Origin of the sequence: Nocardia sp. JW2 (assembly GCF_051843015.1) — a bacterium.
GTDB classification, from domain to species: domain Bacteria; phylum Actinomycetota; class Actinomycetes; order Mycobacteriales; family Mycobacteriaceae; genus Nocardia; species Nocardia coubleae.
In genome coordinates this window covers 13,942-39,801 of record NZ_JBPXLK010000021.1, presented here as the reverse complement: position 1 = coordinate 39,801, position 25,860 = coordinate 13,942, and the positions used below count along the sequence as shown (strand labels likewise).

Below are 25,860 nucleotides of genomic sequence, written 5' to 3'. Positions count from 1 at the left end.
CGCACGGATGTCTTCCAGGCCGATGAGCACACACGAAAGGGCCCGCACCGGCGAGTTGCCGGCGCGGGCCCTTCTTGTCGGTTTCCTCAGACGGTGGCGGCGATGCGGTCGCCGATTTCCACGGTGGAGGCGGTGCCCGTGCGGGCGGCCAGGTCCTTGGCGACGGCGGATTCGATGCGGGCGGCGCCTTCGGTGTTGCCCAGGTGGTTGAGCAGCAGGGCCACCGAGAGGATGGCGGCGGTCGGGTCGGCCTTGGACTGGCCCGCGATGTCGGGGGCGCTGCCGTGGACCGGCTCGAACATCGACGGATTGGTGCCCGAGGCATCGATGTTGCCCGAGGCGGCCAGGCCGATGCCACCGCTCACGGCGGCGGCGAGGTCGGTGATGATGTCGCCGAACAGGTTGTCGGTGACGATCACGTCGAAGCGGCCCGGATCGTTCACCATGTGGATGGTCGCGGCGTCGATGTGCTGGTAAGCCGTTGCCACATCGGGGAATTCGGCGCCGACCTCGTCGACGGTGCGCTGCCACAGCGACCCGGCGAAGGTGAGCACGTTGTTCTTGTGCACCAGGGTGAGGTGCTTGCGGCGGGCCTGCGCGGTGGCGAAGGCGTAGCGGACCACGCGCTCGATGCCGAAGCGGGTGTTGTTGGAGACCTCGGTCGCCACCTCGTGCGGCGTGCCGACGCGGATCGCGCCACCGGTACCGGTGTACGGCCCTTCGGTGCCCTCACGCACGACGACGAAGTCGATGTCCGGGTTGCCGCTGAGCGGGCTGGTGACGCCCGGGTACAGCTTCGAGGGCCGCAGGTTCACGTGATGATCCAGCGCGAAGCGGGTCTTCAGCAGCAGCCCACGCTCGAGCACACCGCTTGGCACCGACGGGTCGCCGATCGCGCCGAGCAGGATCGCGTCGTGCTGCTTCAGCTCGGGCAGCACCGACTCCGGCAGGATCTCTCCGGTGCGGTGGTAGCGCGCGGCGCCGAGGTCGTACTCGGTCTTCTCGACACCGGGCGACACCACGTCGAGCACCTTGAGCGCCTCGGCGATGACCTCGGGACCGATGCCGTCACCGGCGATGACTGCGAGTTTCATGAACAAGCTCCGTTTCGAAGCCGGGGCGGTTCGCCACCGGGATACGAGTGCGCGCCGCCACCGTGGGGTGACGGCGCGCAGCTGCCGATGTCCCGGCGTCGAACCGGGACGTCAATCTCAGGCCAGGTCGACCAGGACGACCTTGGCGGCGCCGACGGCCTCGCCGATCGCGGTCTGCACCTCGGCGGGCACCTCGCGGTTCACGCGCAGCACGACGGTGGCGCCCTCGGCATCCACGTCCTGGCTCAGCTGAGCGGCCAGGATGTCGATCTCGGCCTCACCGAGCAGGGTGCCGATCTTGCCGAGCGCGCCCGGCTTGTCGCCGTAGTTCAGCACGGCCAGGTTCAGGCCCTCGGCGCGCATGTCGTAGTTGCGGCCGTTGATGTTGACGATCTTCTCCACCTGGGCGGGCTCGGTGAGCGAACCGGCCACGTTCAGGGTGGAGCCGTCGCCGAACACGGCGCGCAGGTCGACCATGCTGCGGTGGTTGGGGCTCTCGGTGGCGGTGGTGACGGTGGCGGTGATGCCACGCTCCTTGGCCAGCGACGGCGCGTTGACGAAGGTGACCTGGTCCTCGACCAGCGCCGAGAACACGCCGCGCAGCGCCGACAGCTCGAGCACGGCCACGTCCTGGGCGGCCAGCTCGCCGCGCACCTGCACCTCGATGCTGACGGGCAGCTCGTTGGCGATGGCGCCGAGCAGCGCGCCCTGCTTGCGGACGACGTCGAGCCAGGGGGCGACCTCGTCGTTCACGGCACCACCGGTGACGTTAACGGCACCGGGCACGAACTCACCGGCCAGCGCGAGCAGCACCGACTTGGCGACATCGGTGCCCGCGCGGTCCTGGGCCTCCGAGGTGGACGCACCCAGGTGCGGGGTCACGACGACCTGCGGCAGGTCGAACAGCGGCGAGTCGGTGCACGGCTCGGTCTCGAACACGTCGAGGCCCGCGGCACGCACGTGACCCTTGGTGATCGCGTCGGCGAGTGCCTGCTCGTCGATCAGCCCACCGCGCGCGGCGTTGACGATGACGACGCCCGGCTTGGTCAGCGCGAGACGCTCGGCGTTGAGCAGGCCCTTGGTCTCGGGGGTCTTGGGCAGGTGCACCGAGATGAAGTCGGCACGCTGGAGCACCTCGTCGAGCGAGAGCAGCTCGATGCCGAGCTGGGCGGCCTTGGCCGGCGACACGTAGGGGTCGTAGGCGACGATCTTGGTCTCGAACGCGGCCAGGCGGGCCGCGAACAGCTGACCGATGCGGCCGAGGCCGATCACGCCGACGGTCTTGCCGAAGATCTCGACACCGTTGAACTTGCTGCGCTGCCAGGTCTTCTCGCGCAGCGTCGCGTCGGCGGCCGGGATCTGGCGGGCGGCGGCGAGCAGCAGGGTGACCGCGTGCTCGGCGGCGGTGTGGATGTTGGAGGTGGGCGCGTTCACGACCATCACGCCACGCTCGGTGGCGGCGGGCACGTCGACGTTGTCGAGGCCCACGCCGGCACGGGCGACGATCTGGAGCTTCTTGCCCGCGTCGAGCACCTCGGCGTCGACGGTGGTGGCGGAACGCACGAGCAGCGCGTCGGCCTCGGGGACCGCGGCGAGCAGCGCCGGGCGGTCGGGGCCGTCGACCCAGCGAACCTCGACACCGTCACCGAGCGCGTCGACGGTCGACTGGGCGAGCTTGTCGGCGATCAGAACTACAGGACGGCCTGCTTGGCTCACTGTGGGGTACTCCTGGGGAAGAAAGGGGTCGGCAGTTACCGCGGCCCAGAATAGTCGCCGGGGTTCGGGTCCCCTTACCCCCCTGCCCGAAAACCGGGTGAACCCTGGGAGCCGCGCCCCTTAACATCACCGCATGTCGCTGCGCACCGTCCCCGAGTCGATGGATCCGGCCGTGGTGGCCGCCGTCGACGCCGAGCTCGACCGGGTGGCCGCCGAGCACGGTGTGCGCATCCGCCTGGCCATCGAAAGTGGTAGCCGTGCTTGGGGTTTCCCGTCCCCCGATTCCGATTACGACTGCCGTTTCGTCTATGTCGCGGGCCTGGAGACGTATCTGTCGCCGTGGCGTACCCGCGATGTGATCGAGACGCCGCTGGCGGGCCTGCTCGACGTGAACGGCTGGGATCTGGCCAAGGCGCTGCGCCTGCTGGTGCAGGGCAACGCGGTGCTGGTGGAGTGGCTGATGTCACCCATCGTCTATCGCGGCGACGAGGACTTCCGCGCCCGGCTGCGTGAAGTCGCAGCTCAGGTGGCCGACCGCGACCGCATCGCCCGTCACTATCTGCACCTGGGTGCCCGCCAGTGGGGGCTCTACGCGCGCAACGGCGGGCTGAAGAAGGTGTTCTACTCGCTGCGCCCGGCGATGGCGCTGCGCTGGTTGCGCGAGCATCCCGGCGCGGCGGTGGCGCCCATGCACCTGCCGACATTGATGGCGCAGTGCGAGCTGCCCGCCGATCTGGTCGCGGCGATCACCGAACTCACGGACCTGAAGTCGCGCACCCGCGAGATGGGGGCCGGCGCACCGCCTGCCCTGATCCCGGCCTTCATCGACGGCGAGTTCGCCAGGGCGGCAACAGAGTTCACCGCACGTGCGCCGCGCGACCTCAGCACGGCGCGGGCGGTGACCGACGAGTTCTTCCGCGCGGAGGCCCTGAAATAGCAGAAACTCCGCACCATCCGGTGCGGAGCTTCACGTTCGTACGCTGGTTCGCGCAGAATCAGAGGACGCGGACGTCCTGAGCCTGGGGGCCCTTCTGACCCTGGCCGATCTCGAACTCCACACGCTGACCCTCATCGAGGGAGCGGAAGCCCGAGCCACTGACAGCCGAGTAATGCACGAAGACGTCGGGGCCTCCGCCGTCTTGCGCGATGAAGCCGAAGCCCTTCTCGCTGTTGAACCACTTCACAATGCCCTGAGCCATTTCAAAAACTTTCCTGTAGACGAGCCAGGTCCTAATAGTCCGGTCCCGGTCTCGCTGTTCAACAATGCCACGGTTTCGGAAATTCCTCCACACCTCCGCCGGAGCGCTGTGAGCAAGCCAACCCTGGTAGCTGCCAGTTGGTGCTGTCACATAGTCCGCGAGGTGGATGCTGCGTGGATGCCGACGCAGTTGCCGCAGGGATGCGGCGAATTGTCCGGAACACGTACCGAACCGACTGGAACGCATCACCATCGATAACCCTATTGCGCGGTGACCCACCACCGTCAGCGACCCTAGACATTTTCGATAAAACCAGTACGGCAAATTCTCTACCAGCGTACTTTCCGTTTCGTGAGGGTGCACACACCCCCGACGGGAAAACGCGCAAGGAGCTGAGCGTGCTGAACATCAACCATTTCACTTACGGCTGGCTGACCCCGCTGCTCGCCTATCTCATGTCGGTCCTCGGATCGATGCTGGCACTGCGTTGCATGGTTCGCTCGCGCGCCTCCGGCATCCACGGCGGATGGCTCACCGCCGCCGCGATCGCACTCGGCGGAACCGGCATCTGGGTTATGCACTTCATCGCCATGCTCGGTTTCTCCGTGCAGGGCGCGACCATCCGCTACAACGTGCCGATCACACTGTTCAGCGCCGCCGTCGCCATGGCCGTGGTGTGGCTCGGCTTGTCGATCGTCGTACGCCGCAGCTGGGACACCGCCGCGCTCCCGGTGGGCGGCGCGATCACCGGTCTCGGCGTGGCGGCCATGCACTACGCCGGGATGTACGCGATGAAAACCGACATCGAGATCGTCTACGAGCCGACTGTCGTGGTCGCCTCGCTGGTGATCGCCGTGGTCGCCGCCACCGCGGCCCTCTGGTTCGCCCTGCACATCCACGGTTTCCTCGCCACCATCGGCGCGGCTCTGCTGATGGGCGTGGCCGTCACGGGCATGCACTACACCGGCATGTTCTCCATGAGCGCCCACACCAGCGCGCATGTCGCCCATGCCACGGGCGCTACCGCGTCACAGCTGCTCACACCACTGATCGTGGCCATCAGCATGGTCACCATGATCCTGCTCATGCAGGTCGGTATCACCGAGGCCGAGGATCCGAACCCGACCCGCCCGATCCACGGGCAACGCGCCAGCCGTTTCTGGCCGAGTGGTCAGAACTAGTCGACGACGCGCACCCGCTGCGCCTCGGGACCGCGCCGCGTCTCGTGCACCGCGAATTCCACGCGCTGACCGGCCCGCAGTGTCCGGAACCCCTCGCCGACGAGTTCGGTGTACTCCACGAACACCTCCGGTCCGCCCGCGTCCGGGGTGATGAAACCGAACCCCTTGCCGCCGTCGAACCAGCTCACCACGCCGCCGGTCATCCACCGACCTTCCTAATCATTTGCCTGACATGCTGATTCGTTCATGGTCGCATGCCGTCGGGCGCGACACGAAAGCGCACGGACCGGTCGACGCACCCGAGCTGGATAAACTCCAGCCAGGTTCGTCCGCGAGAACGGAGATCCGGTGTCCCACCATCCTGCGCGACCCCCGCTCCGGCACGGCTGCTCATGATCCGCGTCGCGGCGAGGCCCGCCGCCGAGGCACTCACGATCGTCGTCGCCACCTCCGTGGCGGTGCTCGCGATCATGATGCCCATCAGCTTCGCCGATCTGGGCGAGTCCGCCCACGACGATCTGCTCGTGTTCAACATCCCGCGCGCGATGACCGGCGGTGCGTTCATCGCGGTCATCACCGCCGCTGTCACCGTGGCGGTGGGCAGTGTGCGCACCGCCCGCTGGACCGCGCTGCTCGCGCTCGCCGGGATTCTGCTGAGCCACCTGCTCGCCGCGGGCGACAGCAGCGACGGCCGTCTCGACAGCGGCGTATCCCTGGCGACCCTGAACTTCGTCGACGCGCTGCTGGCCGGGATGGCGCTCGGCGCGACCGCGGTGGCGGTGTGGAACGAGCAGCGGCTGCGCATCGCGTTCCTGTTCGCCGCGATCGGGGCCACGGTCCTCGGTGACATCACCCAGACGCCGACCGACGACACCACCGGCGGTTTCGACGGGGCGCTCGCCGGCTCGCTGCCGCTGTGGTTCATCGGGGGCAGCGTGCTCGCGCTCGCGTATTTCGCGGTCACCAGCGCCGCGCCCGCCCCGTCACACACCGATTCCGCGATACCGCTCGCGCCGGTGCTCGCCGCCGTTTTCGTCTACTCGGCGATCATCTTCACCTCGCTGAACGTGTCGCACCACAAGACCAGCCTGCGGCACGTGGTGATCGCCTCGATCATCGTGCTCGCCGCCACCGCGGCCGCCGCTCTCGTACTGCCCGAGCGCGACGGCGTGCTCACAGCATTGATGTCGTCGTTCTCGGTGGCGGGCAGCCTGGTCATCACCCTGCCCCGCAACGGCTGGGTGGATCTGGGCACTCTCGTCGCCATCGCCCTCGGTCTCGGCCTCGGCCTGCACCGCCCACGCCCCCTCGCCGCCGCCCTCTGGATCGTGGCGCTGGCCGGCCTCACCCTCGCCGCCGACATGACCGCGCCGCCGGCGACACTCACCGCGGCCGTCGGCTGCCTCGCGCTCGGCGCCATCTGCGGTTACGGCGTGGGCAGTGCGGTTCCGGTCAACTCCTCGTCGGCGGTCGTCGGCTTCTGCGTGCTGTTCGTCCCTTCCCTCGGGGTGGCACTGAGCGACACCGAATTCGGCCACCTCGCCTACTCCTCGGCCTGGTATCGCACCACGGAGGTGGACCGTGGACCTGTGCCCGGCACCGTCGCGGTGATCATCGCGCTCGTCTGCGCGGCCATCGTCGCCCTGATCCTGCGCCGGCGTCAGCCCTCCTTGCCGGATCAGTCCCTCTAGTCAGGGCCTGCCGCAACAGCTTTCGGGGTATACCCAGTTCATGAGTTTCCCGGTGTCCTTCGGGCTCCCCCAGATCGGCCTGCTCGTCCTGCTCGCGGTCGGCGTCGCCCTGCTCGTCGCGGCAGTCCTGCCCACCACCCGCCGCCGCGGCCTCAAATCCGTTCTCGGCCGCGCGATTCCCGGAACCGCACTCCTCCTCGCAGCCACCCTGCTTCTCTGGATCGCCACCCTCCTCCAGACCTACCTGGGCCTCACCGGCGAAATCAAAGCCGCCCACGTGATCGCCAAAACCGTCGGAGACCAATCCCTGGAACTCGACGTCACCACCTTCGACACCGACGGCGCCGTCACCGACCGCACCACCCACCGCGTCGAAGGCGACCTGTGGGTGATGCAGGCAGCCATCGTCGAACTGGAACCCTGGGTCAACGCCCTCGGCTTCCACTCCGGCTACACCCTCACCCGCCTCTACGGCCAGCGCCTCGACGGCCGACCCACCACCCAATCCCACATCTTCCTCAACGGCTCCGACCGCGACTTCTTCGAAGACATGCGCGAAAACCGCTGGTACACCTCCCCCTTCATCCGCTCCGCCTACGGAAACGCCGTCATAGCCTCCCCCGGTGAATACGACGTCTGCATCTCCCGAGACGCCATCAAGATCTGCCCACCTCGCTGAAACCGCTGAGTCCGCAGGAGGTTTCGTGCGTACATTGAATCTGTGGAGATCCGCAGATACACCGAGGCCGACCGTCCGGAACTGACGGCCCTGGCCTCCCATGTCGGCGAGGGCTCCCCGACGGCCACCCTCTGGGGCCACCCCGAATCCGAGAAAGCCGTGTACCTGACCCCCTACATGGACCTCGCCCCCGACTCCCTCTTCCTCGCGGTGGACGACGGCCGCCTGGTCGGCTACCTCACCGGCTGCGTCGACAGCACCACCTTCCCCACCGAAGAAGCCCGCCTCGAATCCGCAATCCGCGACCACCGCCTGCTCCTCCGCCGCAAACCCGCCACCTTCTTCACCCGCGCCCTCACCGACACCGCCATCGCCAAACTCCGCCACCACCCCCTCGCCACCGAACTCACCGACCCCCGCTGGCCCTCCCACCTCCACATTAACCTCGCCCCACCCGCCCGAGGAACAGGCGCCGCCGACGCCCTGATGCACCACTTCCTCAACCACCTCAGTGCGAGCGGATCACCTGGCTGCTACCTGCAAACCCTCGTTGAAAACACCCGCGCAGTCCGCTTTTTCGAACGTCACGGGTTCACTGCCCATGGAGTCCCGGCGGCAGTCCCCGGCCTGCGCTACCAAGGTTCAAAGGTCCACCAACAGACCATGGTCCGCTCAACCCGGCCCCTCTGATCACCAACTACTCTGCCAATCGAATTCGGGCCGCTTCGATTTCATCGGCCAAGCGCCTGTGCAGATCAGCCGCATGCACATCGACGACGACCCAGACGATGTCGTCATCTACAAGCCAATAGCTGTGTGCAATTCGATTGCGCATCCCCCTGATCAGGCGCAGGCACGAGCCACCGCGATGTCGGCATCGAACGAGGCTCGTCCTCGAGCGGCCAGGTCGGCGATTTCCTTCAGCGTGGCGTCGACATAGAGCAGCCGCTGATCGACCCGTTCGTCACTCACGCGGCGAAGGCCAGCCGCTTCGGACCGCGATCGACACCACGGCGAAGCAGTTCGTTCGACTCTAGATCAGCCGTCGTCACCACATCGACCGGACACCCGAGCAGGTCGCGGAGCTCGGAGTCCAGGTCCAGGATGTCGAGGACCGACGAGTTCGGCGCCAACTCCACCAGCAGATCCAGATCGGAGTCCGGCCGGTCCTCTCCCCGGGCAACCGACCCGAACAACCACACATTGGTCACCGGATAGCGCGTCAGGACGGCCTCGAATTCACTCCGGCGCTCCTCGAGCAGCACGCTCGGGCGCACCGCGTTCACCAGTGCAGTCCCCAACCGGAACCCCGCCGCACCCAACAACTGCTCGACCATCGCGAACGAGGGCTGCCTCCGCCCCGCCTCCACAGTCGCGACCGTCGACTGCGCAACCCCTGCCCGCTTCGCCAACTCACGCTGGGGCAACCCGCGACGACGTCGCGCCTCGCGAACCAGGCCCCCGCGGTCGACTGCGTGCCATAGCCCGTTGCCATCCCTCGGTGATAGCGCATTCGCTATCACCGCAGCTTGTTCGACTCAGGCCGGCGACCCCACCTCGCCTCCCGCGACTACCCCGAAACCGGCATTCTGCGGAAGCCATGGCCCGTCACCGAACGGCAACTCACCGGTTCGAACCCCGAGGTCGTTGCGGGCGCACTCGTAGAAGGCATTCCGTTTGTGCCCGGCCGCCTCGAAGGCACGGATGTATTCCTCATGACTGATTTCAGCGCCACGCGCCACAAGGCTCAACTCCCACACTGCCTTGTTCCAGGCCCGCGCGGCGGCAACAGCTTCAGGGGACCCGAGGAGCAACACCATCTCCCACTTCAACGTCTTCTCGGAGTCGGCCTCGAGCAAAAGACGTTCTCCTTCCTCGGCCGGGATCGACTGCCCGGCGCTCGGAAAGCCCCTGCCTGCAGCCATCCGCATAGACACCACCGAATAGTTCTTGAGCGCGTTCGCGAACTCGCTGTAGGCAACTAGCCGCCGATCGTCCCACCTGCTCTGTTGAGTCCGACGCCACTTCGCCCGTTCGGTGAATGCGGCACCGGCGAATGTCGCGCCTGCCCCCAGTAGGACTCCCGTCACGGTGATCAGTTGCTGCACAATGGTATTCATGAACCAATTGTGCGCCGCCTGCATGTCGAAGCCGGTGCCCAACCGGAATCACCCCGCCAGCCCACCGACCCTGATCCGCGTGATCCCTCACCCCGATCGCAAGTCAGACACCCAACCCCACGATTCGTTGGCGGACAGCATCTCTCGAAGCTGAGCATCCCGCGACCATCGGAACTTGTCGGATGTCCATGACACACTTCACTCGTGGAACTTGGGGATGAACGGGCGCTTCGATTCGATATCTTCGATGCGCTGACGAAACTGGTGGACGAGCGGGGCGGATCGGTAACTCGTGACGACCTGTTGGCCTTCCGGGTCGGGGGCTATTCGATCCAGCTGATCGACCGAAATCGGGGCATACGCAACCCGAAGGATTTCGCGTCGACGCTGTCGATCATGTCAAAGCCGGGCAGTCCGTATGTCGATGCGGAGGTCGGCGAATCGCTGTTCTCGTATGCCTACCGAGAGGGCCCGATCGACCGCGGCGACAACGTCAAGTTACGGAAATCTGTTGTCACGGAACTACCGCTGATCCTGCTGCGCTGGATCAAGGTGGGTAGTGATATCCGGTACCTGCCCGTGTTCCCGGTCTACGCTGTCGCCGACGATCCCGCCAACCGGCGGATCCTGCTCGCGCTGGACGAGTCGCTACGTGATGTGAACGACCCGCAGCATCTGACCGAGACAGAACGTCGGTATGTGCAGCGCGTCACCAAGCAGCGACTGCACCAGCCTCAGTTTCGCAGTCGAGTGTTGTTGGCCTACAAGAACCGGTGTGCGGTCTGCCGACTCGGACGGCCGCAACTGCTGGAGGCCGCGCACATCATCGGCGACAAGGAGGTGCACGGCATCGCCGATATTCCGAATGGTCTGAGCCTCTGCAAGATCCATCACGCCGCCTACGACCTGAATCTCATGGGCATCTCCCCTGACTACAAGGTCTACATCGGGCCGGCGCTGGCCGAGGCTGCAGACGAAGGGCCGATTCTCGAGTTTGCTTTGAAAGGCATGCATGCCGCACAACTCACCCTGCCGGACAAGAAGTCGTTGCGGCCGTCAGCTGAGCGGCTCGAAGAGCGCTTTGCCCAATTCATGAAAGTCGAGACCGGTTCGACCTCTGGTACCCGTGTAAGTGTTGATGTGCAACGGTTCAAACCGATCACCGTCGGATCGAGTTTTCCGATGGGCTCGGCAGCCACAGCGGATCCTCAACACGCCAGATCGACTTAAAGGTCCAATCCGGTCCGATTCCGCGGCGACATAGTCCTGACCGTTCAGCATCGCGGGCGCCGTCCGTCCCGGCACGACACTTCCGTGAGCGTGGGTTACATGTATTTGGGCAACCCTTTTCATTGCCCCACACAGCAATTCACGGAAACGCTGTCCAACGTGCACGGTAAGGCGCATCCTCGAAGTGCTAGGACTGTGTATTGGGGAGCTCGTATGACCATCCGTCGTGGGGATGATGAGGGTGGGTCGGCTGGGTTGCCTGCGCTGCAGCGGTTGCCGGTGCGCGAGGCCAGGGACTTGTTCGAGCTGGTGAGGGCGGCGGGGGCGTTCGAGGCGGCGACTATGGACAGGTCGATCGACTCGTTGGTGGGGGCCTTGCCTCGGCCCTTGCGGCGGGTGGCGAAGAAGATCATGTTCGGTGGGCGATGACGGATCTGACTACGCGGGCGCAGTTGATTCTGTTGGCGCGGACATTGCATGTGCATCCGCAGCGGGTGCATCATCTGCGGTATCTCGGGGCGGCGCGGTTGCACGAGTTGCAGGCGCAAGTGTCGGCGGTGTTGTTCGATCAGCACGCGACGACGTTTCGGCGGATCAGTGCGCTGGTGCCGTATATTCCGCTGACGATCTCGATTCCGTTGGTGCAGAAGCTGGTTCCGCCGATGATGACCGGGCGGGCGGCGGGGGCTGTGGGGGTCGAACATCCGCAGAAGGCTGTGGAGACGTTGGCGATGCTCGATACGAGTTATGCGGCCGATTGCGCACCGTATCTGGATCCCCGGGCGATCGCGCAGTTGGCCGATCAGGCGCCCGCGCGGCCGGTGGTGCGGATCGTCAACGAGTTGTTGCGGCGGCGCGACTATGTGACGGCGGGGCCGTTCCTGTCTTGTGCGACACCGGAATTGATCGCGGCGGTGGAGGCCGGTGTGGGTGACGATGCGGGGCTGATCTACTCGGCGGCGTACTCGTTCGATGCCGAAGTGCTGAGTGCTGTTGTGCGCCAGCTACTCGACGGGCCGCATCACCGGATCCCGCGCATGCTGCAGACGGTGCTCAACGGGCCGCCGGGGTTGCAACATGCGGCGCTGTCGGTGTTTTCGCGTTGCGAGGACGACGTGGTGCGCCGAGTGGGCGACGTGCTGTTCGGTAATGCCCAGCCTGCCGACGTCACCAAGCTGGTACGGAACGCGCTGACGGTCGGCGCCATACCCGAATTCCTGACGCTGGTAGGGCATCTGACACCGCTCGGGTTGTGGTCGCTTGTCGGCAACCGGGTGTTCGACGAGCCGGGCGTCGGCGCGCGGGTGGTGTCGACGTTGGAGCACCGCGACGATGTCGAGAGTTGGCGTGGGCTGTTCACCTTGGCCTCGCGCATGGACGAGCGGGCCAGGAACGAGGTCGGCAATACGCTGGCGGCACTGTCGGATACAGCGGTCGCGGAGCTGCCGGCGCGGGCCACCGAAACCGGGTGCTGGCCCGCGCTCCTCGATCTCGTCGCCGCGTCGGGACCCGAGGCACAGAATCGTTTCGGGAAGGTGTGGGGCGGATTGGGACCGGAGCGGCGCGCCCACCTGCACCGGTGCATCACCGAGCATCGGTACGACAGCAGACTCGCCGAGATCACGGCGATGGTCGAGCCGGTGGAAGTGGATCAGTTGTTCTTCGAACGGCGGCGGACGCAGCGACATCGGGGGTGAGCTCGATGCGTGGCGCGACAGCGCGACGGGTATGAGTCAGAGTGGTGGCAGCCGACTCGAGGAGGACCCTGATGTATCCCGCGCCAGTCCAACGACCTCCCAGCGGGGGGACGGCGATCGTCGCCGGGATGTCGGCGCTGGTCGGCGGGATCCTCGGGGTCGTGGGGATGATCGCCGCGATGGTGCGGATGGTGACGTCGGACTATCCGCTGTTCGCGTGGGGGTACGCGCCCGCGTGGGTCTCCATCGTGTCGGCGGTGCTGCTGGTGGTCGACGTCGTCGCGGCGGTGCTGCTGTTCATCGGGGCGCTCATGCTGTTCCGGCGCGGGAAGTCCGGGCCGACGATGGTGGCATTGGGCTGTGCGGGGGTCATCGGCGCCTACGTGGCCGGGGTGATCACCTCCGTCGCGCAGTTCGGGCACTTCGATATGGGCAGCCGACTCTTCCGTGAGGTGGTGTTCGGGCAGTCGGCCGTGAACTCGCTGCTCGGACCGCACATCGAGCTGCCGTGGTTCCTGCCGATTCTCCTGCTCGTGTTCCCCGCGGTGACGTTCCTGCTCGCACTCCTGCCGTCGACCCGAAAGTGGTGCGGACGAGGGAATCAGCGGCCGGCATGGGCACCAGCCGCGCCCCGGATGCCGTACCAGCACCCCGGCATGCCGCAGGCGCCCGGATACGCGGCACCACAGGCACAGTGGGCTCCACCGGGACACCACCCCCAAGTGCCGCGTCCGCAAGACGGGTATCGATAGCGAGCGCACCCGGGCCCACCCCACTGAACATCACGCGACAACGGCGACGAACTAGGCGAGAGTGGGGTCCGAAGGTTTCACCCGAGAGGATCTGCCCATGTTCGACCGTTCTCCGCACCGCACCGTGATCCGAGTCGCCGTGATGGGTGCGCTCGTCGCCGCTCCCCTGGCCGGCGTGACCGCCCAGGCTTCGGCCGCTCCCGAAACACCCTCGCAGTCCATCGAATTCGTCGATCGGAACGGTCATCACGACAACGGCCTGCACCTCGGCCACTACCCGCTGCGAAAGCTGCTGCACCACCTGCTGCCGCACGGCGCCTTCGGCAGCGTGGACTGACCCACCGGGATCGGCCGTCTAGGGCGGCGATCCTGAGCCGTGGGACAGGACCTCCTTATGCCGTCCCAGCCCGGTCCGAATCTGTCGCGCGCACGAATCGGGATCCCCAATCACTCACGACTGCGATGAGTTCCGGCGGTTCGATGATGGTGAACTCGGCCTCCACCCGGCCGAGGAGATAGGTGGGCCAGTCGAGGGAGTCGACGGTCTGCTCGACGCGGGTGCGGTTGCCCGGCAGAGGTGTGATGGTGCACCAGCGACCCACCCGTGAGCGGACGTGCTCGGGGGAGGCTTCTATCTCGGCGACCACCCTGTAACCCGTTCGCGCACCGCCGATTCCGTTGCGAACGAAAGTGGCGGCATCGGGGGCGGGCAGCTCGCGCGGACGGAAGTGGATTCCGGTGGCATGGGAGTCGGTGAGGCGGTCCACGCGGAAGGATCGCCAATCGTGGCGGGTGAGGTCGTAGGCGACGAGATACCAGCGGCGGCCGAGGGAGACCAGGCGGTGGGGTTCCACCTCGCGGCTGCTCGTCCGACCGTCGGCGGCGGTGTAGGTGAAGGTGAGGCGTTCCTCGCGGCGACAGGTGAGGGCCAGGTCGGTGAGGACCGAGGGATCGACGTCGGAGAGCGGGACGGCGTGCCAGCCGGCGGAAACTGTCATGGCGCGCAGGGCATCGACGCGACGGCGCAGCCGGGCGGGCAGGACGGTGCCGAGCTTGCCGAGAGCGCGCACGGACGGTTCGGCGAGGCCGTCACCCGCGCCTTCGGAACCGGCCTGTAGACAGACGGTGATCGCGACGGCCTCGTCGTCGTCGAGCACCAGCGGTGGCATGGCCGCGCCCGCGGCCAACTGATAGCCGCCCTCGATGCCGGGACGCGCGTCCACGGGGTAGCCCAGGTCGCGCAGGCGGTCGATATCGCGGCGCAGGGTGCGCGGTGACACCTTCAGCCGCGCCGCGAGTTCGGTGCCCGGCCAGTAGCGGTGGGTCTGCAGCAACGACAGCAGCCGCAGGGTGCGTGCACTGGTATCAGCCATATTTCCAGTATCCGTTCATTGCGGACAGAAACTGACCGCAATACCTTCTACCTTGGGATTCATGACCGAAACAGTGCTCGACACCGAACGCGCCGACCTCCTCGAGATGCTGGCCAAGCACCGCTACTTCCTGCGCAACACCACGCGCGACCTCACCGACGAACAGGCCGCGCTGCGCACCACCGTGAGCGAACTGTGCCTGGGCGGGCTCATCAAACACGTGGCCGCGGTGGAAGCGAACTGGGCGAAGTTCATCGTCGAGGGCCCTGCGGCGGGCCCGAGTTTCGACTCGATGACCGAGGAGCAGCTCGCGGAATGGAGCAATGCCTTCCGCATGCTGCCGGGCGAGACGCTCGCCGGACTGCTCGCCGAATACGACCAGGTCGCGGCCCGCACCGACGAACTGGTGCGCACGCTGCCCGACCTGAACGCGACTCAGCCGCTGCCCGAGGCGCCCTGGTTCGAACCCGGCGGGCGGTGGAGCGCGCGACGCACCTTCATGCACATCATGACCGAGACCGCGCAGCACTCGGGCCACGCCGACATCATCAGGGAGGCCCTCGACGGGGCTAAGTCGATGGGCTGAGTTCGCTCAGCAACTCCTCGGCCGCCGCGCGATGCTGTTGCGCGGCAGCCGGATCGGAGTCGTCGAGGACGTCGGCGATGCCCTGGTTGGCCCTGGCCTGCTCGAACCGGTACCCGAGTCGCGGTGCGAGGTCGAGGGTTTCGTTGTACAGGCGCAGCGCCTCGTCGGAAAGCCCTGCCAGTCGGCATGTTTCGGCGTATCCGTTGAGGAAGTGGATCTTCCAATGCGGTTCGAACAGGTCGTCGAGCAGGGCGAAGGCCTCGCGGTGGCTGTCGAGGGCCTCGTCGTAGCGGCCCATTTCCCGCAGGGCGACACCGCGACAGTTCAGGCACCACGCCTCGTTGTGCTTGTGACCGTCGGCGCGCGCGGCGGCCAGCGCGCTGTCCAGATGCCGCAGGGCCGCATCGGGGTCGTCGGGGGCGATCGAGACGCCGAGGGCGATCTGGGCCTGCAGCGACGGCGGCTGGTCCGGGTCGTCGGCGCAGATGTCGAGTGCGCGCCTGGCCAGCTCGGCCGCCTCGTCGCGTTTGCCGAGTTGCAGCATCGCCCAGGCCTCGCCGGCGAGTGCGTCGGCGGCGCTCAGCGGACAGCCGCTGCGCGTGTACAGGTCGTGGGCCTGGCGGAACAGTTCGAGCGGTTCGGTGACATCGCCTTCGTCCCAGCGCAATTGGGCGCAGCGCATGGTGAGTTCGGCGCGGGGCAGCGGGTCGCCCGCCTCGGCGACCAGTGGGGCGGCGGCGGCATAGGCGGCGGCCGCCTCGGCCATGCGGCCGGCGTTGTAGCGGGCGAAACCCAGATCGCTGTGGACCTCGGCCAGCTGACGTGGGTCACCGAGTCGCTGTGCGGCACTGAGGGATTGCTCGAACAGGGCATTGAGGTGGGTGGTGCCGCAGCGCCGTGCGAAGAAGGTGCGCAGGAAGCGTGGCAGTTCGCAGACGTGCTCGTTGGCGCCGATCTCCACGGCGGCGTAGAACACCGCCATCAGATTGGTGTACTCGCTGACGAACCAGAAGAAGGCGACGTCGCGATTCGGGAAGTGCGGCACCGCTTTCGGTGCGGGACCGGCCGACACGGGACGGGTCGGTGACAGGAACGGCATGGCGGCGTCGGCGGCGGCCGCGGTGTGCACGTAGTAGTCGAGGATGCGGCGCAGCGCCCGCTCGCGGTCGGCGTCGGTGTCGTGTTCGGCGCTTGCCTGGCGGGCGTGCCTGCGCACCAGGTCGTGCAGCCGGTAGCGCCCCTCGGCGGGTTGCTCCACGAGGTGGGCGTCGAGCAGGTCCTCGAGCATGTCGCGTGCGGCGCGCAGCGGCACATCGGCCACCGCCGCGGCGACGTAGTCGGTGAAGGTGGAGCCGGGCACCAGGCCGAGCAACCGGAACAGGCGACGCTGGTCGCGATTGAGCTGACGCACCGACATCCCGAACGCGGTGTCGAATTCCGTTGCGCCCTCGGCCATGCGCTCGACCAGGATGCCCACCGACCAGCCGGGCCGATGCCGCAGCCGGGCCGCCGCGAGCCGCAGGGCCAGGGGCAGATTGCCGCACAGCCGCAACACTTCCGCCGCCTGCTCGGGTTCCCTGGCCAGCCTGCCGTCGGGACCCCGTGAATCGCCGCTGGCGCGGGCGAGCAGCTCGGCGCTCTCCTCGGGGGTGAGTACCTCGAGGGTCACCGGCGGCACCTCGTCGAGTTCGAGCAGGCGGTTGCGGCTGGTGATGATGGCGACCGATTCGCCTGCGCCGGGGAGCAATTGGCTCACCTGGGCGGCGTCGACGGCGTTGTCGAGCACGATCACCGCCCGCAATCCGGCCAGTTCCGAACGCCAGCACGCCGCGCGCAGTTCGACTCCGCCGTCCTGCGGCACCTTTTCCGACGGGACGCGCAGCGCCGAGAGCAGGGCGCGTACGGCGGCGTCGGGGTCGAGGGGCTGACGGCCGTCGGTGAAGCCGTGCAGGTCGAGATACAGCTGGGCGTCGGGGTATTCGGCGGTCAGCTGGTGGGCGGCGTGTACCGCCAGCGACGACTTGCCGACACCGGCCATGCCGTCGATGGCCACCACCCGGTTCGTGCGCACGGCGGCGAGCACTTCGGCCAGGGCCTCTTCGCGACCGGTGAAGTCGGGGACGTCGCGGGGTAGGTCGTTGCGCGGGGGGACGGCTTCGGCGGGCAGGTTGGGTGGGGCCACCTGGCGGCTCGTCTTGGGCGGGGCGGGCAGCGGGTTGTTGGCGCGCTCCCACAGCGGGCGCAGCGGACGCGGGTCGCGCTTCACCAGACGGCACAGTTCCAGCACGGCAGGCCACGGCGGCACCGTCTGCCCGTTGAGATAGCGCGACAGCGACGACGAACTCAGCCCCGTGTCGCGCGCCAGCGCCCGCACCCCGCGCCCGGACAGCTCCTGGAGCATGCGCAGCCGCGCCGCCAGCTCGTCCTGCGGGTACGCCCGCTGTTGCACCACCACTGTTCCGCACTCCGTGTCCCGGTATGAAACGACAATTTTCCCGCCGGAAATCCGAAGGTCAGAGCCGTTTTCCACTGTCCCAGAGTGTCCCACAGACCTCGTTTCGAAGCACGCGGCGGGCTGTTATGGAGGCACACCGCGAACAGCGGAGAGCAAGCGAAACCGAGGAGAACATCATGCAGTCCCGTATGCAGAACCCGGCGATGATCCTGACCGGCGCGATGGGCCCCATCCAGGAGATCTTCGGCGCCATCAAGACCGGCGGCGTGGAAGGCGAGATCCTGGAGCTGGTGCACCTGCGGGTCAGCCAGATCAACGGATGCAGCTCCTGCGTCGACGCGGGCACCAAGACCGCACGCAAAGCCGGTGTCAGCGAGGAGCGCCTGGCCACCGTCGTCGCCTGGCGGGAAACGCCCTACTTCAGCGACGAAGAACGCGCCGCACTGGAACTGGCCGAGGCCGCCACCCGGATGGCCGACCGGGCCGATGCCGTCACCGACGAGGTCTGGGACCACGCGGCCAGCTACTTCGACGAGCGCCAGCTCGCCGCCATCGTGCTGATGATCGGCATCACCAACATGTTCAACCGGCTCAACGCCACCACCCGCCAGATCGCCGGCGCCTGGGGCTGAGCCCCCCTCACACCACCCGAAAGGACCACTGCCATGAGCACGAATCAGCAGACCCACAGCGGATTCTCCCGTTGGATGCAGCACAAGATGAACGCTCGGATGAACCGCAAGATCCGTGGCGGCAACGGCACCTTCATGGGCATGGACGTGCTCATCCTGCACACCGTCGGCCGCCGCAGCGGCGAGCCGCGCCAGACCCCGATCTCCTGGTTCTCCGACGGTGGCGACGGCTGGCTGCTCGTGGCCTCCGGCGGCAAGAACGGCGACCCCGATTGGTTCCGCAACCTGATGGCCCACCCCGAGCACGCGACCATCGAACTGCCCGGTGACCAGCCGGTTCCGGTCACACCGCGTGTGCTCACCGGTGGCGAGCGGGCGAGCGCCTGGGCGGCGATCACCACCGCTGCGCCGCGCTACGGCAAGTACCAGGACAAGGCGGGCCGGGAGTACGCGGTCGTCCGGCTCACCACGTGAGGATGCGGTTGCGCAACGAAACCCCGACGGCCCGTCGACCGGTTCTAGACTGATCGAGGGGCCGGGGCCGGGTGCCCGAGACGGACGCACCGGTGACACGAGGCCGGAGGCGATCGTGGGCTATCCAGGATATCCACCGGGCGGACCGTATCCGCCCCGCCCGTCGCCGTGGCCGTGGATCCTCGGCGCGCTCGTGGTCGTGGCCGCGCTGGCGGTCGGCGTGATCGCGGCGGGCATCTTCGTCGTCACGCAACGCGACAAGAACACCGAGGCAGCAACCGTCCCACCCCCGAGCGCGCAGACCATCGCCGCGACCAACGCACCCCCGGAGGCCGCCGTCGACCCGCAAGCCGCGGCGTTCGCCACCTTGCGCGCCCGCGCCGACAGCGACCGGCCGTTCGTGAGCGCGAATCTGAGCGAACGATGGGTGCCACAGATCTCGGCCAAACGCACCGGACTTGTCGCGCCCGATGTCGACGGACGGGTTGTCACCTGGACGAACACCGAAATCCTCGCCCAGCACCAGCGGCTGCGTCAGCAGTATCCCGGGACTCGCCTGATCTGGAGCGACGAGTGGAACACCTTCGATCTGCGGGGTTGGTGGGTCACTCTGGCCGGTGCCACCTTCGCCGAACCCGACTCGGCCAACGCCTGGTGCGATGCGATGGCCATCTCGGCCGACGAATGTTTCGCCAAGCTCGTCAGCGATTCCCGCGGCCCGGCGGGCACCACGAAGTACCGCTGATCAGGCGGGCAGCAATCGGGAGATCACCTCGGTGAGCTGGCGGACGTTGCGGCACTCGTGCATGGTGACGATGTCGGTGTAGGTGTCGGCGGCGGAATCGCCGGTCGACCATGAGCTCGACGGTTCCGGGTTGAGCCAGTACACCGCTTTCGCACGCTCCGACATCACTTCCAGCGCAGCGAGATTCGGGTCGGTGCGGTTGGTGCGGGCGTCACCGAGGATCAGCACGCAGGTGCGTGGGCCGAGAGCGTCGAGATAGTGGTCCACGAAACCCTGGAAGGCCTCGCCGTAGTTGCTCGACCCGAAACGGGCCACCCCGCCCTCACGCACAATGCTCTGCGCGAAGCCGGGCGGTGGGGGTTCACCCGGTGTGAAGAAGTGCGTGATCTCGGCGCACGTGTCGACGAAACCGAAGCTGCGGACCTTGCTGAACTGGTCCTGCAGCGCCTGCACCAATTGCAGGGTGAACTCGGAGAATCCGGTCACCGACCCTGAAACATCCGCCAGCACAACCAGATCGGGACGACCGTGTCTGCGGGCGCGCAGCACCGGGTCGACGGGCACGCCACCGGTCGCCATCGAACGGCGCAGGGTGCGGCGCAGATCGATCTGACCGCGCACCGCCTTCTTACGGCGCACCGCCAAACGGGTCGCGAGTTTGCGCGCCAGCGGATGCACCAACCGGCGCATCTCGGCCAGGTCCTGCTCGCGGGCACCGAGGAAATCCGTTCGGTCCGCGGAGTTCTCGACACCACGGCGGGCGATGTAATCGGTGCCGCGCAGTTCGGCCGAGCGCAGGCGGGCCTCGTTCTGCACCGCCGTCCGGAACTGGTCGACGCGGCGTCGCGCTTCGATGGTGTGCACGGCAGCATCGAATTGCCCCGTGCCGCCCATCGTTTGGACCACCTGTTCGGAGATCTCATCGGGGCGAAGGGATTTCATCGTCAGATACGACGACCAGCCCGCACCCGAGGCCTGCGTGACCCGACCCGCGCTCTCCCCCGCCCCGCCGTAGGCGCCGAAAGTGTCGAGCGCCTCCCTGGCCAGTTCCGCCGTGTCGGCGCCCTGGACGAGGGTCGCGATCAGGCGGTCACGCAGGGAGTCCGGGTCGTCACTCGGGCTCGGCACCGGTAGTTGTGTGCCGAGGAAATACAGGTCGAAGAGCTGGTCGAAGACCGAACGCTGACCGTTGCGGCGCAGCAGGCAGGCGGCTAGACCGGAGCGCAGGCGGTCGGTGTCGTCCATCCCGAGGGCGACGATCGCCGACGCGGCATCGATGGTTTCGCTGGGACCGGCGAAGATGCCGTGCTCACGCAGGAGACCGACGAAGTCCACCAGGCGATCGGTGGGGGCGGTCATGGCCGGGGGCTCTCCCCGTCGAGTGCCAGACGTTCGACGGCGACCCGGTGGTCGGACTGGTACTTCAGGAGCACGCCGAGGGTCGACCGCACCACCGACGAGGTGATCTCGCGGGTCCGCAAGGCCACCAAGGTCTTCGCCCAGTCGACCGTCTCGGCGATCGACGGTGCTTTGCGCAACGGCAGCTGACGCAACGCGGCCACCGTGCGAACCACGGGTTCGGCCAACGTCTCGTCCAATTCCGGGACCTTCAAGCGGACGATCGAACGCTCCAGCTCGGCGGTCGGGTAATCGATGTGCAGGTACAGGCAGCGCCGTTTCAGGGCCTCGGACAGGTCGCGGTTGGCGTTCGACGTCAGCACGACGAACGGGCGGCGCACGGCCTTGACCGTGCCCAGTTCGGGAATCGAGATCTGGAAATCACCGAGCACCTCGAGCAGCAGCCCCTCCAGCTCCACATCGGCCTTGTCGAGTTCGTCGATGAGCAGGACGGTGGGGTCCGGATTGCGGATGGCCGCCAGGAGCGGCCGGGCCAGCAGGAACTCCTCGGAGAACACATGATCGCGAGTGCTGTCCCACCCCTCACCCGAGGTGGCGGTGATGCGCAACAACTGCTTGGCGTGATTCCACTCGTACAGCGCGCGGGCCTCGTCGATGCCCTCGTAGCACTGCAGCCGCAGCAGGTCCGCGCCCGCCGCGGCGGCGACAGCCTTGGCCAGCTCGGTCTTGCCGACCCCGGCGGGCCCCTCGATCAGCAGGGGCTTGCCGAGGTGATCCGCGAGGAAGACCGCCGTCGCGATGTCGAGGGACGGCAGGTAACCGGCCGCTGCCAGCCGGTCGGTCACCTGATCCACCGAGGGAAAGAAGTTACTCATCAGTAATGAGTATATCGAGAAGGTTTCCGACGCCTGCGGTAGCGGCCCGGAGTCACGCCGACCTGGCGATGGCGGTGGCGATCCCGTCGAGGATCAGCTCGAGACCGAAGGCGAAATCGTCGTCCGCCGATTCGTCGTCCGGCGGGACATCGGCGAAGGCCCGAGCGGTGAACAGGGCCGCGATCTCCGGGAAACCGGAGAGGTCGACGGCCGTCACATCACGCTGATACGCGGCGAGGTCCTGCGCCTCGGTGCGCTGGTCGGCGCCGCGCCGTTGCGCCATCTGCCGATCGGTGACGAACGCCTGCCGGACATAGCCGCCGACGACGGTGATCGCACCGATCTTGGCGCGCCAGTCCAGGCCGGTGTCGCGCAGCGCGGCAAGGCCCGCGTCCATCCAGGCGAGCGCATTGATGCCGCGCGGGGGGCCGGCGACGGGTATCTGGGTGACCCAAGGATGACGGGCGAACGCGGCACGCTGACCGTTCGCCCAATCCCGCAGGGCCGCACGCCAGTCGGACCCGACGGCAGGCGGTGGGCCGAAGGCGGCGTCGGCCATCAGGTCGGTGAGGCCGTCTCTGGAACCGATATGACGGTAGAGCGACATCGCGGTGACATCGAGTGCAGCGGCGACTTTCGTCAGCGAGGCGCCACGTAGACCGTCCCGATCGGCGAGTGCGATGGCGGTCGCGACGATGCGTTGCGCGTCCAACTCGGCCGGGCGGCCGACGCGCGGCCGTGGCTTGCCGGTCACCGTCTCCTCATTCGTCGGGGTATCGCCAACTTAACATAGGCCCTATAGTTTAAGCCCTATACTAATTCGAAGCCGGGGATGCCGGCCCGGCAGTGAGGTCCGATAGCGATGGGTATCAACAGAATTCAACGAATCACCGGGGCGGCCGCGTTCATCGGCGCGAGCTGCACGCTGATCGAATTGCCGCTGTACTTCGTGTACCCGGGCGCACCGCCGGACGCGAACGTGCTCACCCGCTGCTTGCTCGGACTGGTCGCAGCGACGCTGTTCGTGGTGTTCATGAGCGGATTCGCCTACCTGGTCCGCCGGCGTGACCCGGAACGCGAATGGTTCGGGTCGCTGGCCGCCGCAGCCGGAACAGCTTGGCTCACGGTGGTTTTCGTATCGACGGGTCTCGAGGTGGGCGCGGTGATCGCGGCACCCGAACCGATCGACCCCACCATCACCGTCACCGGAACCTACATCCTGTACGGCACCGTCGCGCGACTGCTCGAGGGACTGTTCCTGGTGGCTTTCGCGACCGCGGCCGCACGGCTGCTCCCCCGCTGGTGCATCGTGATCAGCTGGGCGCTGGCAGCGGTGAATTTCGCGTTCGTGCCGTCGTTGTTCTTCGGGAACGTTCCGGCCGAGTTCTACGCGGCCAACGGGTGGGGTACCACCGCGACCGTCGGTGGGCTCACCCTGCTGTGGTTGTTCGCGATCGGCAGCGCGCTGTTCTTGTCGAGTCGCGACGCTGCCGACCGGCCTGCGGTGTCAGTACGGGTGGTCGGCGGCCTGCACCCGGCCGGAATCGATCGCGGCGAGTAGGGCGTCGCGGTCTACGACGGTCTGGTCGGCGTAGGCGAGGGCGAACTCGCTCATCGCGTGGTCGAACTTGTCGCTGTCGCCCAGGTAGGAGTTGATCGCCAATCGGTCACCGGAGCGGGCGTGGGCGCGGGCGAGTACGCCGCCGCACAGGCCCGCGTATCCGGCCAGCTCGTGGTGGCTGAGGGCGCCGATGTCGACCGAGCCCTTCATGTCCTTGAGCTGACGCCAGTAGAAGTAATTGCCCGCCGGGCCCGTCGCCCAGCCGAGGAAGATGTCGCTGGCAGCCTGCATCAGGCGCTGGCCCGCCACCACGCGGTGCCCCTGATGGTGGTACTTGCTCGGCTTCGTGTGTGCGGCGAGAACCGACACCTCCGCCTGCTTGACCTGCAGGAACAGCGGGGCACCCGATTCGGAGTCCATGAACAGCACGATGAAACAGCGGGTGCCGACGCTGCCGACGCCCACCACCTTCATCGCCATGTCCACGACGGTGTAGCGGTCGAGCAGAATGCGCAGCTCGTCGGGCAGGCTGCGGCGGTAGTCGCTGAGGACCGCCTTGATGTCCTTCTCCGTGAGGGCCTCGATCGGCACCAGCAGCGGCGGTTGGTTCTTGATCCGGGGCACACCGTCGCCATCGGGTTCGGTGAGTTTCTCCAGCGCGTCGAGGCTGGTGCGGGTCCGAGCGGATTTGATCGTCTTCTCCGCGAGCTTGCGCCGCTTCTCCTTCGGGATCGTCGCCGTCACGACGTCGGCGTCGACGCGTTCGTACCAGATGGCGAGCGAGTCGAGCTCGGACATCGCGGCCATCGCCTCCCGGTAACCGCGCGCGGCGGCCTCGGCCGCTCGTCCGGCCTGTGTGTCGGAACAACCGTTGTCGCGGGCGGCGACGGCGACGCTGGCTGCCAGGCGTTTCACGTCCCATTCGAACGGGCCGGGCAGGGTCTCGTCGAAGTCGTTGACGTCGAAGACGAGGTTGCGTTCCGGGGAGGCGTACAGCCCGAAATTCGACAGATGCGCGTCACCGCAGAGCTGCACGGTCAGCCCGGTATCCGGCCCACTCGCCAGATCGGCCGCCATGATCGCGGGCGCCCCACGCAGAAAGGTGAACGGCGAGATGGCCATTCGTGCATACCGGATGGGCAGCAGGCTCTGGACCCGCGACTCCCCCTGCCGCTCCAGAACCGTCACGGGATCCTCCCGCTTCGGCCCCGCCCGCCACTCCCCCAACCCCGAACGCGAAACCATCTTCCGCGCGGCACGCCCCAACTCCACCGCATCACGATCGAATTCCTCGACGGTTGTCATCGGGCAAGTCTTCCGCTACACGGCCGGAACGGCAAGACCAGGCCATCCACGTATCCCACCGCGTCGCCGCAAACCCTATGCAAACCGAAAGGGCCCGTCCGCATTTCGGCGGACGGGCCCTTCGCGAAACGAATTACGCGGTTTCGGTGATGGGGCGGTCGACCCAGCTCATCAGGCCGCGCAGCTTGGCGCCGGTGACCTCGATGGGGTGTTCGGCGTTGGCCTTGCGCAGGCCCTCGAGCTCGGTGTTGCCGTTCTCGACGTTGGCGACCAGGCGCTTGACGAAGGTGCCGTCCTGGATGTCGGACAGGATCGCCTTCATGCGCTCCTTGGTGCCTGCGTCGATGACGCGCGGGCCCGACAGGTAACCACCGAACTCGGCGGTGTCGGAGACCGAGTAGTTCATGCGCGCGATGCCGCCCTCGTACATGAGGTCGACGATCAGCTTCAGCTCGTGCAGCACCTCGAAGTAGGCCATCTCGGGGGCGTAGCCCGCCTCGACCATGACCTCGAAACCGGTCTTGACCAGTTCCTCGGTGCCACCGCAGAGCACGGCCTGCTCACCGAACAGGTCGGTCTCGGTCTCTTCCTTGAAGGTGGTCTTGATGACGCCGGCGCGGGTGCCGCCGATGCCCTTGGCGTAGGACAGCGCCAGGGCCTGGCCCTCGCCCTTCGGGTCCTGGTCGACGGCGATCAGGGCCGGAACGCCCTTGCCGTCGGCGAACTGACGACGCACCAGGTGGCCGGGGCCCTTCGGGGCGACCATGGCGACGGTGACGCCGGCCGGGGGCTTGATCAGACCGAAGTGGATGTTGAGGCCGTGGCCGAAGAACAGCGCGTCGCCGTCCTTCAGGTTGGGCTCGATGTCGTTGGTGAAGATCGACGCCTGGGCGGTGTCGGGCGCCAGGACCATGATCACGTCGGCCCAGGCCGAAACCTCGGCGGGGGTGCCGACGGTGAGGCCGGCCTCTTCGGCCTTCGGGCGCGACTTCGAACCCTCGGCCAGGCCGACGCGCACGTCGACACCGGAGTCGCGCAGGCTCAGCGAGTGCGCGTGACCCTGGCTGCCGTAGCCGATCACGGCGACCTTGCGGCCCTGGATGATCGACAGGTCAGCGTCGTCGTCGTAGAACATC

At 67.4% G+C, this 25,860-nt stretch carries 29 protein-coding genes; 14 read left to right on the top strand and 15 right to left on the bottom strand.

Translation table 11 applies throughout. The features are described from left to right. Nucleotides 1-86: 86 nt before the first annotated feature. Both ACSVDM_RS24280 and serA read right to left on the bottom strand, forming a co-directional pair. Nucleotides 87-1,094, bottom strand: a complete 1,008-nt coding sequence (locus ACSVDM_RS24280; RefSeq protein ID WP_439268153.1) for a 3-isopropylmalate dehydrogenase — start codon at nucleotides 1,092-1,094, stop codon at nucleotides 87-89. A gap of 117 nt (nucleotides 1,095-1,211) precedes the next feature. Continuing rightward, nucleotides 1,212-2,810, bottom strand: coding sequence for a phosphoglycerate dehydrogenase (gene serA, locus ACSVDM_RS24275; protein ID WP_439268151.1), 1,599 nt, complete (start codon nucleotides 2,808-2,810; stop codon nucleotides 1,212-1,214). A gap of 133 nt (nucleotides 2,811-2,943) precedes the next feature. Between serA and ACSVDM_RS24270 the strand changes: the two genes are divergently transcribed. Next, nucleotides 2,944-3,747 carry a nucleotidyltransferase domain-containing protein gene (locus tag ACSVDM_RS24270; protein ID WP_439268149.1) on the top strand — a complete coding sequence of 268 codons (804 nt, stop codon included), beginning with the start codon at nucleotides 2,944-2,946 and terminating at the stop codon, nucleotides 3,745-3,747. A gap of 58 nt (nucleotides 3,748-3,805) precedes the next feature. On the opposite strand, the gene ACSVDM_RS24265 is transcribed toward ACSVDM_RS24270, so the two are convergent. Beyond that, on the bottom strand, nucleotides 3,806-4,009 hold the full coding sequence (locus ACSVDM_RS24265) for a cold-shock protein (protein ID WP_014987157.1): 204 nt from the start codon (nucleotides 4,007-4,009) through the stop codon (nucleotides 3,806-3,808). A 398-nt stretch (nucleotides 4,010-4,407) separates the two neighbouring features. On the opposite strand from ACSVDM_RS24265, the gene ACSVDM_RS24260 reads away from it, so the two are divergent. After that, entirely contained in the window at nucleotides 4,408-5,190 is a 783-nt protein-coding gene (locus tag ACSVDM_RS24260) for an MHYT domain-containing protein (RefSeq protein ID WP_067493318.1), read from the top strand. On the opposite strand, the gene ACSVDM_RS24255 is transcribed toward ACSVDM_RS24260, so the two are convergent. Continuing rightward, the gene (locus tag ACSVDM_RS24255) at nucleotides 5,187-5,393 is read right to left on the bottom strand and encodes a cold-shock protein (protein WP_067493316.1); all 207 of its coding nucleotides are present in this window, start codon (nucleotides 5,391-5,393) and stop codon (nucleotides 5,187-5,189) included. The genes ACSVDM_RS24260 and ACSVDM_RS24255 overlap by 4 nt on opposite strands. Before the next feature lie 189 nt (nucleotides 5,394-5,582). Here ACSVDM_RS24255 and ACSVDM_RS24250 point away from each other — a divergent pair, with 189 nt between their 5' ends. From ACSVDM_RS24250 to ACSVDM_RS24240, 3 genes are read left to right on the top strand one after another with little or no spacing between them, the layout of a single operon-like run. Beyond that, nucleotides 5,583-6,881: a hypothetical protein gene (locus tag ACSVDM_RS24250; protein WP_439268146.1), complete on the top strand. Its 1,299-nt coding sequence runs from the start codon at nucleotides 5,583-5,585 to the stop codon at nucleotides 6,879-6,881. A gap of 40 nt (nucleotides 6,882-6,921) precedes the next feature. Further along, the gene (locus tag ACSVDM_RS24245) at nucleotides 6,922-7,560 is read left to right on the top strand and encodes a hypothetical protein (protein WP_439268144.1); all 639 of its coding nucleotides are present in this window, start codon (nucleotides 6,922-6,924) and stop codon (nucleotides 7,558-7,560) included. A gap of 42 nt (nucleotides 7,561-7,602) precedes the next feature. After that, nucleotides 7,603-8,250 (top strand): GNAT family N-acetyltransferase, encoded by a 648-nt coding sequence (locus tag ACSVDM_RS24240; protein WP_439268142.1) that lies wholly within the window; start codon nucleotides 7,603-7,605, stop codon nucleotides 8,248-8,250. Between the two features lie 7 nt (nucleotides 8,251-8,257). Here ACSVDM_RS24240 and ACSVDM_RS24235 read toward each other — a convergent pair whose 3' ends face one another. The 4 genes from ACSVDM_RS24235 to ACSVDM_RS24220 are packed head-to-tail and all read right to left on the bottom strand — an operon-like array spanning nucleotide 8,258 to nucleotide 9,680. Further along, nucleotides 8,258-8,395, bottom strand: a complete 138-nt coding sequence (locus tag ACSVDM_RS24235; protein WP_439268140.1) for a HepT-like ribonuclease domain-containing protein — start codon at nucleotides 8,393-8,395, stop codon at nucleotides 8,258-8,260. A gap of 8 nt (nucleotides 8,396-8,403) precedes the next feature. After that, on the bottom strand, nucleotides 8,404-8,532 hold the full coding sequence (locus ACSVDM_RS24230) for a hypothetical protein (RefSeq protein ID WP_439268138.1): 129 nt from the start codon (nucleotides 8,530-8,532) through the stop codon (nucleotides 8,404-8,406). Further along, the gene (locus ACSVDM_RS24225; protein WP_439268136.1) at nucleotides 8,529-9,083 is read right to left on the bottom strand and encodes a nucleotidyltransferase domain-containing protein; all 555 of its coding nucleotides are present in this window, start codon (nucleotides 9,081-9,083) and stop codon (nucleotides 8,529-8,531) included. Before ACSVDM_RS24225 ends, ACSVDM_RS24230 begins: the two co-directional genes overlap by 4 nt. Before the next feature lie 15 nt (nucleotides 9,084-9,098). Next, nucleotides 9,099-9,680 carry a hypothetical protein gene (locus tag ACSVDM_RS24220; protein WP_439268134.1) on the bottom strand — a complete coding sequence of 194 codons (582 nt, stop codon included), beginning with the start codon at nucleotides 9,678-9,680 and terminating at the stop codon, nucleotides 9,099-9,101. Between the two features lie 204 nt (nucleotides 9,681-9,884). On the opposite strand from ACSVDM_RS24220, the gene ACSVDM_RS24215 reads away from it, so the two are divergent. From ACSVDM_RS24215 to ACSVDM_RS24200, 4 genes are all read left to right on the top strand, one after another. Continuing rightward, nucleotides 9,885-10,910 carry an HNH endonuclease gene (locus ACSVDM_RS24215; protein ID WP_439268132.1) on the top strand — a complete coding sequence of 342 codons (1,026 nt, stop codon included), beginning with the start codon at nucleotides 9,885-9,887 and terminating at the stop codon, nucleotides 10,908-10,910. Nucleotides 10,911-11,335: 425 nt separating this feature from the next. Continuing rightward, a complete protein-coding gene (locus ACSVDM_RS24210) occupies nucleotides 11,336-12,607 on the top strand; it encodes a hypothetical protein (RefSeq protein ID WP_439268130.1) in 1,272 nt (423 codons plus the stop codon). Between the two features lie 71 nt (nucleotides 12,608-12,678). Next, nucleotides 12,679-13,359, top strand: coding sequence for a hypothetical protein (locus ACSVDM_RS24205; protein WP_439268128.1), 681 nt, complete (start codon nucleotides 12,679-12,681; stop codon nucleotides 13,357-13,359). Between the two features lie 97 nt (nucleotides 13,360-13,456). Then, nucleotides 13,457-13,696, top strand: coding sequence for a hypothetical protein (locus ACSVDM_RS24200; RefSeq protein ID WP_439268126.1), 240 nt, complete (start codon nucleotides 13,457-13,459; stop codon nucleotides 13,694-13,696). A 55-nt stretch (nucleotides 13,697-13,751) separates the two neighbouring features. On the opposite strand, the gene ACSVDM_RS24195 is transcribed toward ACSVDM_RS24200, so the two are convergent. Next, nucleotides 13,752-14,732, bottom strand: coding sequence for a helix-turn-helix transcriptional regulator (locus tag ACSVDM_RS24195; RefSeq protein ID WP_439268124.1), 981 nt, complete (start codon nucleotides 14,730-14,732; stop codon nucleotides 13,752-13,754). Nucleotides 14,733-14,793: 61 nt separating this feature from the next. On the opposite strand from ACSVDM_RS24195, the gene ACSVDM_RS24190 reads away from it, so the two are divergent. Further along, entirely contained in the window at nucleotides 14,794-15,318 is a 525-nt protein-coding gene (locus ACSVDM_RS24190) for a DinB family protein (RefSeq protein WP_357150481.1), read from the top strand. Here ACSVDM_RS24190 and ACSVDM_RS24185 read toward each other — a convergent pair. Then, nucleotides 15,302-17,773, bottom strand: coding sequence for a tetratricopeptide repeat protein (locus ACSVDM_RS24185; RefSeq protein WP_439268122.1), 2,472 nt, complete (start codon nucleotides 17,771-17,773; stop codon nucleotides 15,302-15,304). The genes ACSVDM_RS24190 and ACSVDM_RS24185 overlap by 17 nt on opposite strands. A 176-nt stretch (nucleotides 17,774-17,949) precedes the next feature. On the opposite strand from ACSVDM_RS24185, the gene ACSVDM_RS24180 reads away from it, so the two are divergent. The 3 genes from ACSVDM_RS24180 (at nucleotide 17,950) to ACSVDM_RS24170 (ending at nucleotide 19,624) form a co-directional block, all read left to right on the top strand. After that, complete coding sequence (locus ACSVDM_RS24180) at nucleotides 17,950-18,405, top strand: carboxymuconolactone decarboxylase family protein (protein ID WP_067493277.1); 456 nt, start codon at nucleotides 17,950-17,952, stop codon at nucleotides 18,403-18,405. A 33-nt stretch (nucleotides 18,406-18,438) separates the two neighbouring features. After that, a complete protein-coding gene (locus ACSVDM_RS24175; protein WP_439268119.1) occupies nucleotides 18,439-18,879 on the top strand; it encodes a nitroreductase family deazaflavin-dependent oxidoreductase in 441 nt (146 codons plus the stop codon). A 115-nt stretch (nucleotides 18,880-18,994) separates the two neighbouring features. Continuing rightward, the gene (locus ACSVDM_RS24170; RefSeq protein ID WP_439268117.1) at nucleotides 18,995-19,624 is read left to right on the top strand and encodes a hypothetical protein; all 630 of its coding nucleotides are present in this window, start codon (nucleotides 18,995-18,997) and stop codon (nucleotides 19,622-19,624) included. On the opposite strand, the gene ACSVDM_RS24165 is transcribed toward ACSVDM_RS24170, so the two are convergent. Genes ACSVDM_RS24165 through ACSVDM_RS24155 form a run of 3 tightly spaced genes read right to left on the bottom strand, consistent with a single transcriptional unit; the run spans nucleotide 19,625 to nucleotide 22,612 of the window. After that, entirely contained in the window at nucleotides 19,625-20,983 is a 1,359-nt protein-coding gene (locus ACSVDM_RS24165; RefSeq protein WP_439268116.1) for a vWA domain-containing protein, read from the bottom strand. Continuing rightward, nucleotides 20,980-21,858 (bottom strand): AAA family ATPase, encoded by an 879-nt coding sequence (locus ACSVDM_RS24160; RefSeq protein WP_357395490.1) that lies wholly within the window; start codon nucleotides 21,856-21,858, stop codon nucleotides 20,980-20,982. Before ACSVDM_RS24160 ends, ACSVDM_RS24165 begins: the two co-directional genes overlap by 4 nt. A 52-nt stretch (nucleotides 21,859-21,910) precedes the next feature. After that, nucleotides 21,911-22,612, bottom strand: coding sequence for a TetR/AcrR family transcriptional regulator C-terminal domain-containing protein (locus ACSVDM_RS24155; RefSeq protein WP_439268115.1), 702 nt, complete (start codon nucleotides 22,610-22,612; stop codon nucleotides 21,911-21,913). A gap of 108 nt (nucleotides 22,613-22,720) precedes the next feature. Between ACSVDM_RS24155 and ACSVDM_RS24150 the strand changes: the two genes are divergently transcribed. Then, complete coding sequence (locus tag ACSVDM_RS24150; RefSeq protein WP_439268113.1) at nucleotides 22,721-23,419, top strand: hypothetical protein; 699 nt, start codon at nucleotides 22,721-22,723, stop codon at nucleotides 23,417-23,419. Here ACSVDM_RS24150 and ACSVDM_RS24145 read toward each other — a convergent pair. Together ACSVDM_RS24145 and ilvC are read right to left on the bottom strand one after the other, a co-directional pair. Then, nucleotides 23,366-24,724, bottom strand: coding sequence for a DUF2252 domain-containing protein (locus ACSVDM_RS24145; RefSeq protein ID WP_439268111.1), 1,359 nt, complete (start codon nucleotides 24,722-24,724; stop codon nucleotides 23,366-23,368). The genes ACSVDM_RS24150 and ACSVDM_RS24145 overlap by 54 nt on opposite strands. 133 nt (nucleotides 24,725-24,857) lie before the next feature. After that, nucleotides 24,858-25,859, bottom strand: coding sequence for a ketol-acid reductoisomerase (gene ilvC, locus ACSVDM_RS24140; protein ID WP_174552226.1), 1,002 nt, complete (start codon nucleotides 25,857-25,859; stop codon nucleotides 24,858-24,860). Nucleotide 25,860 lies beyond the last annotated feature (1 nt).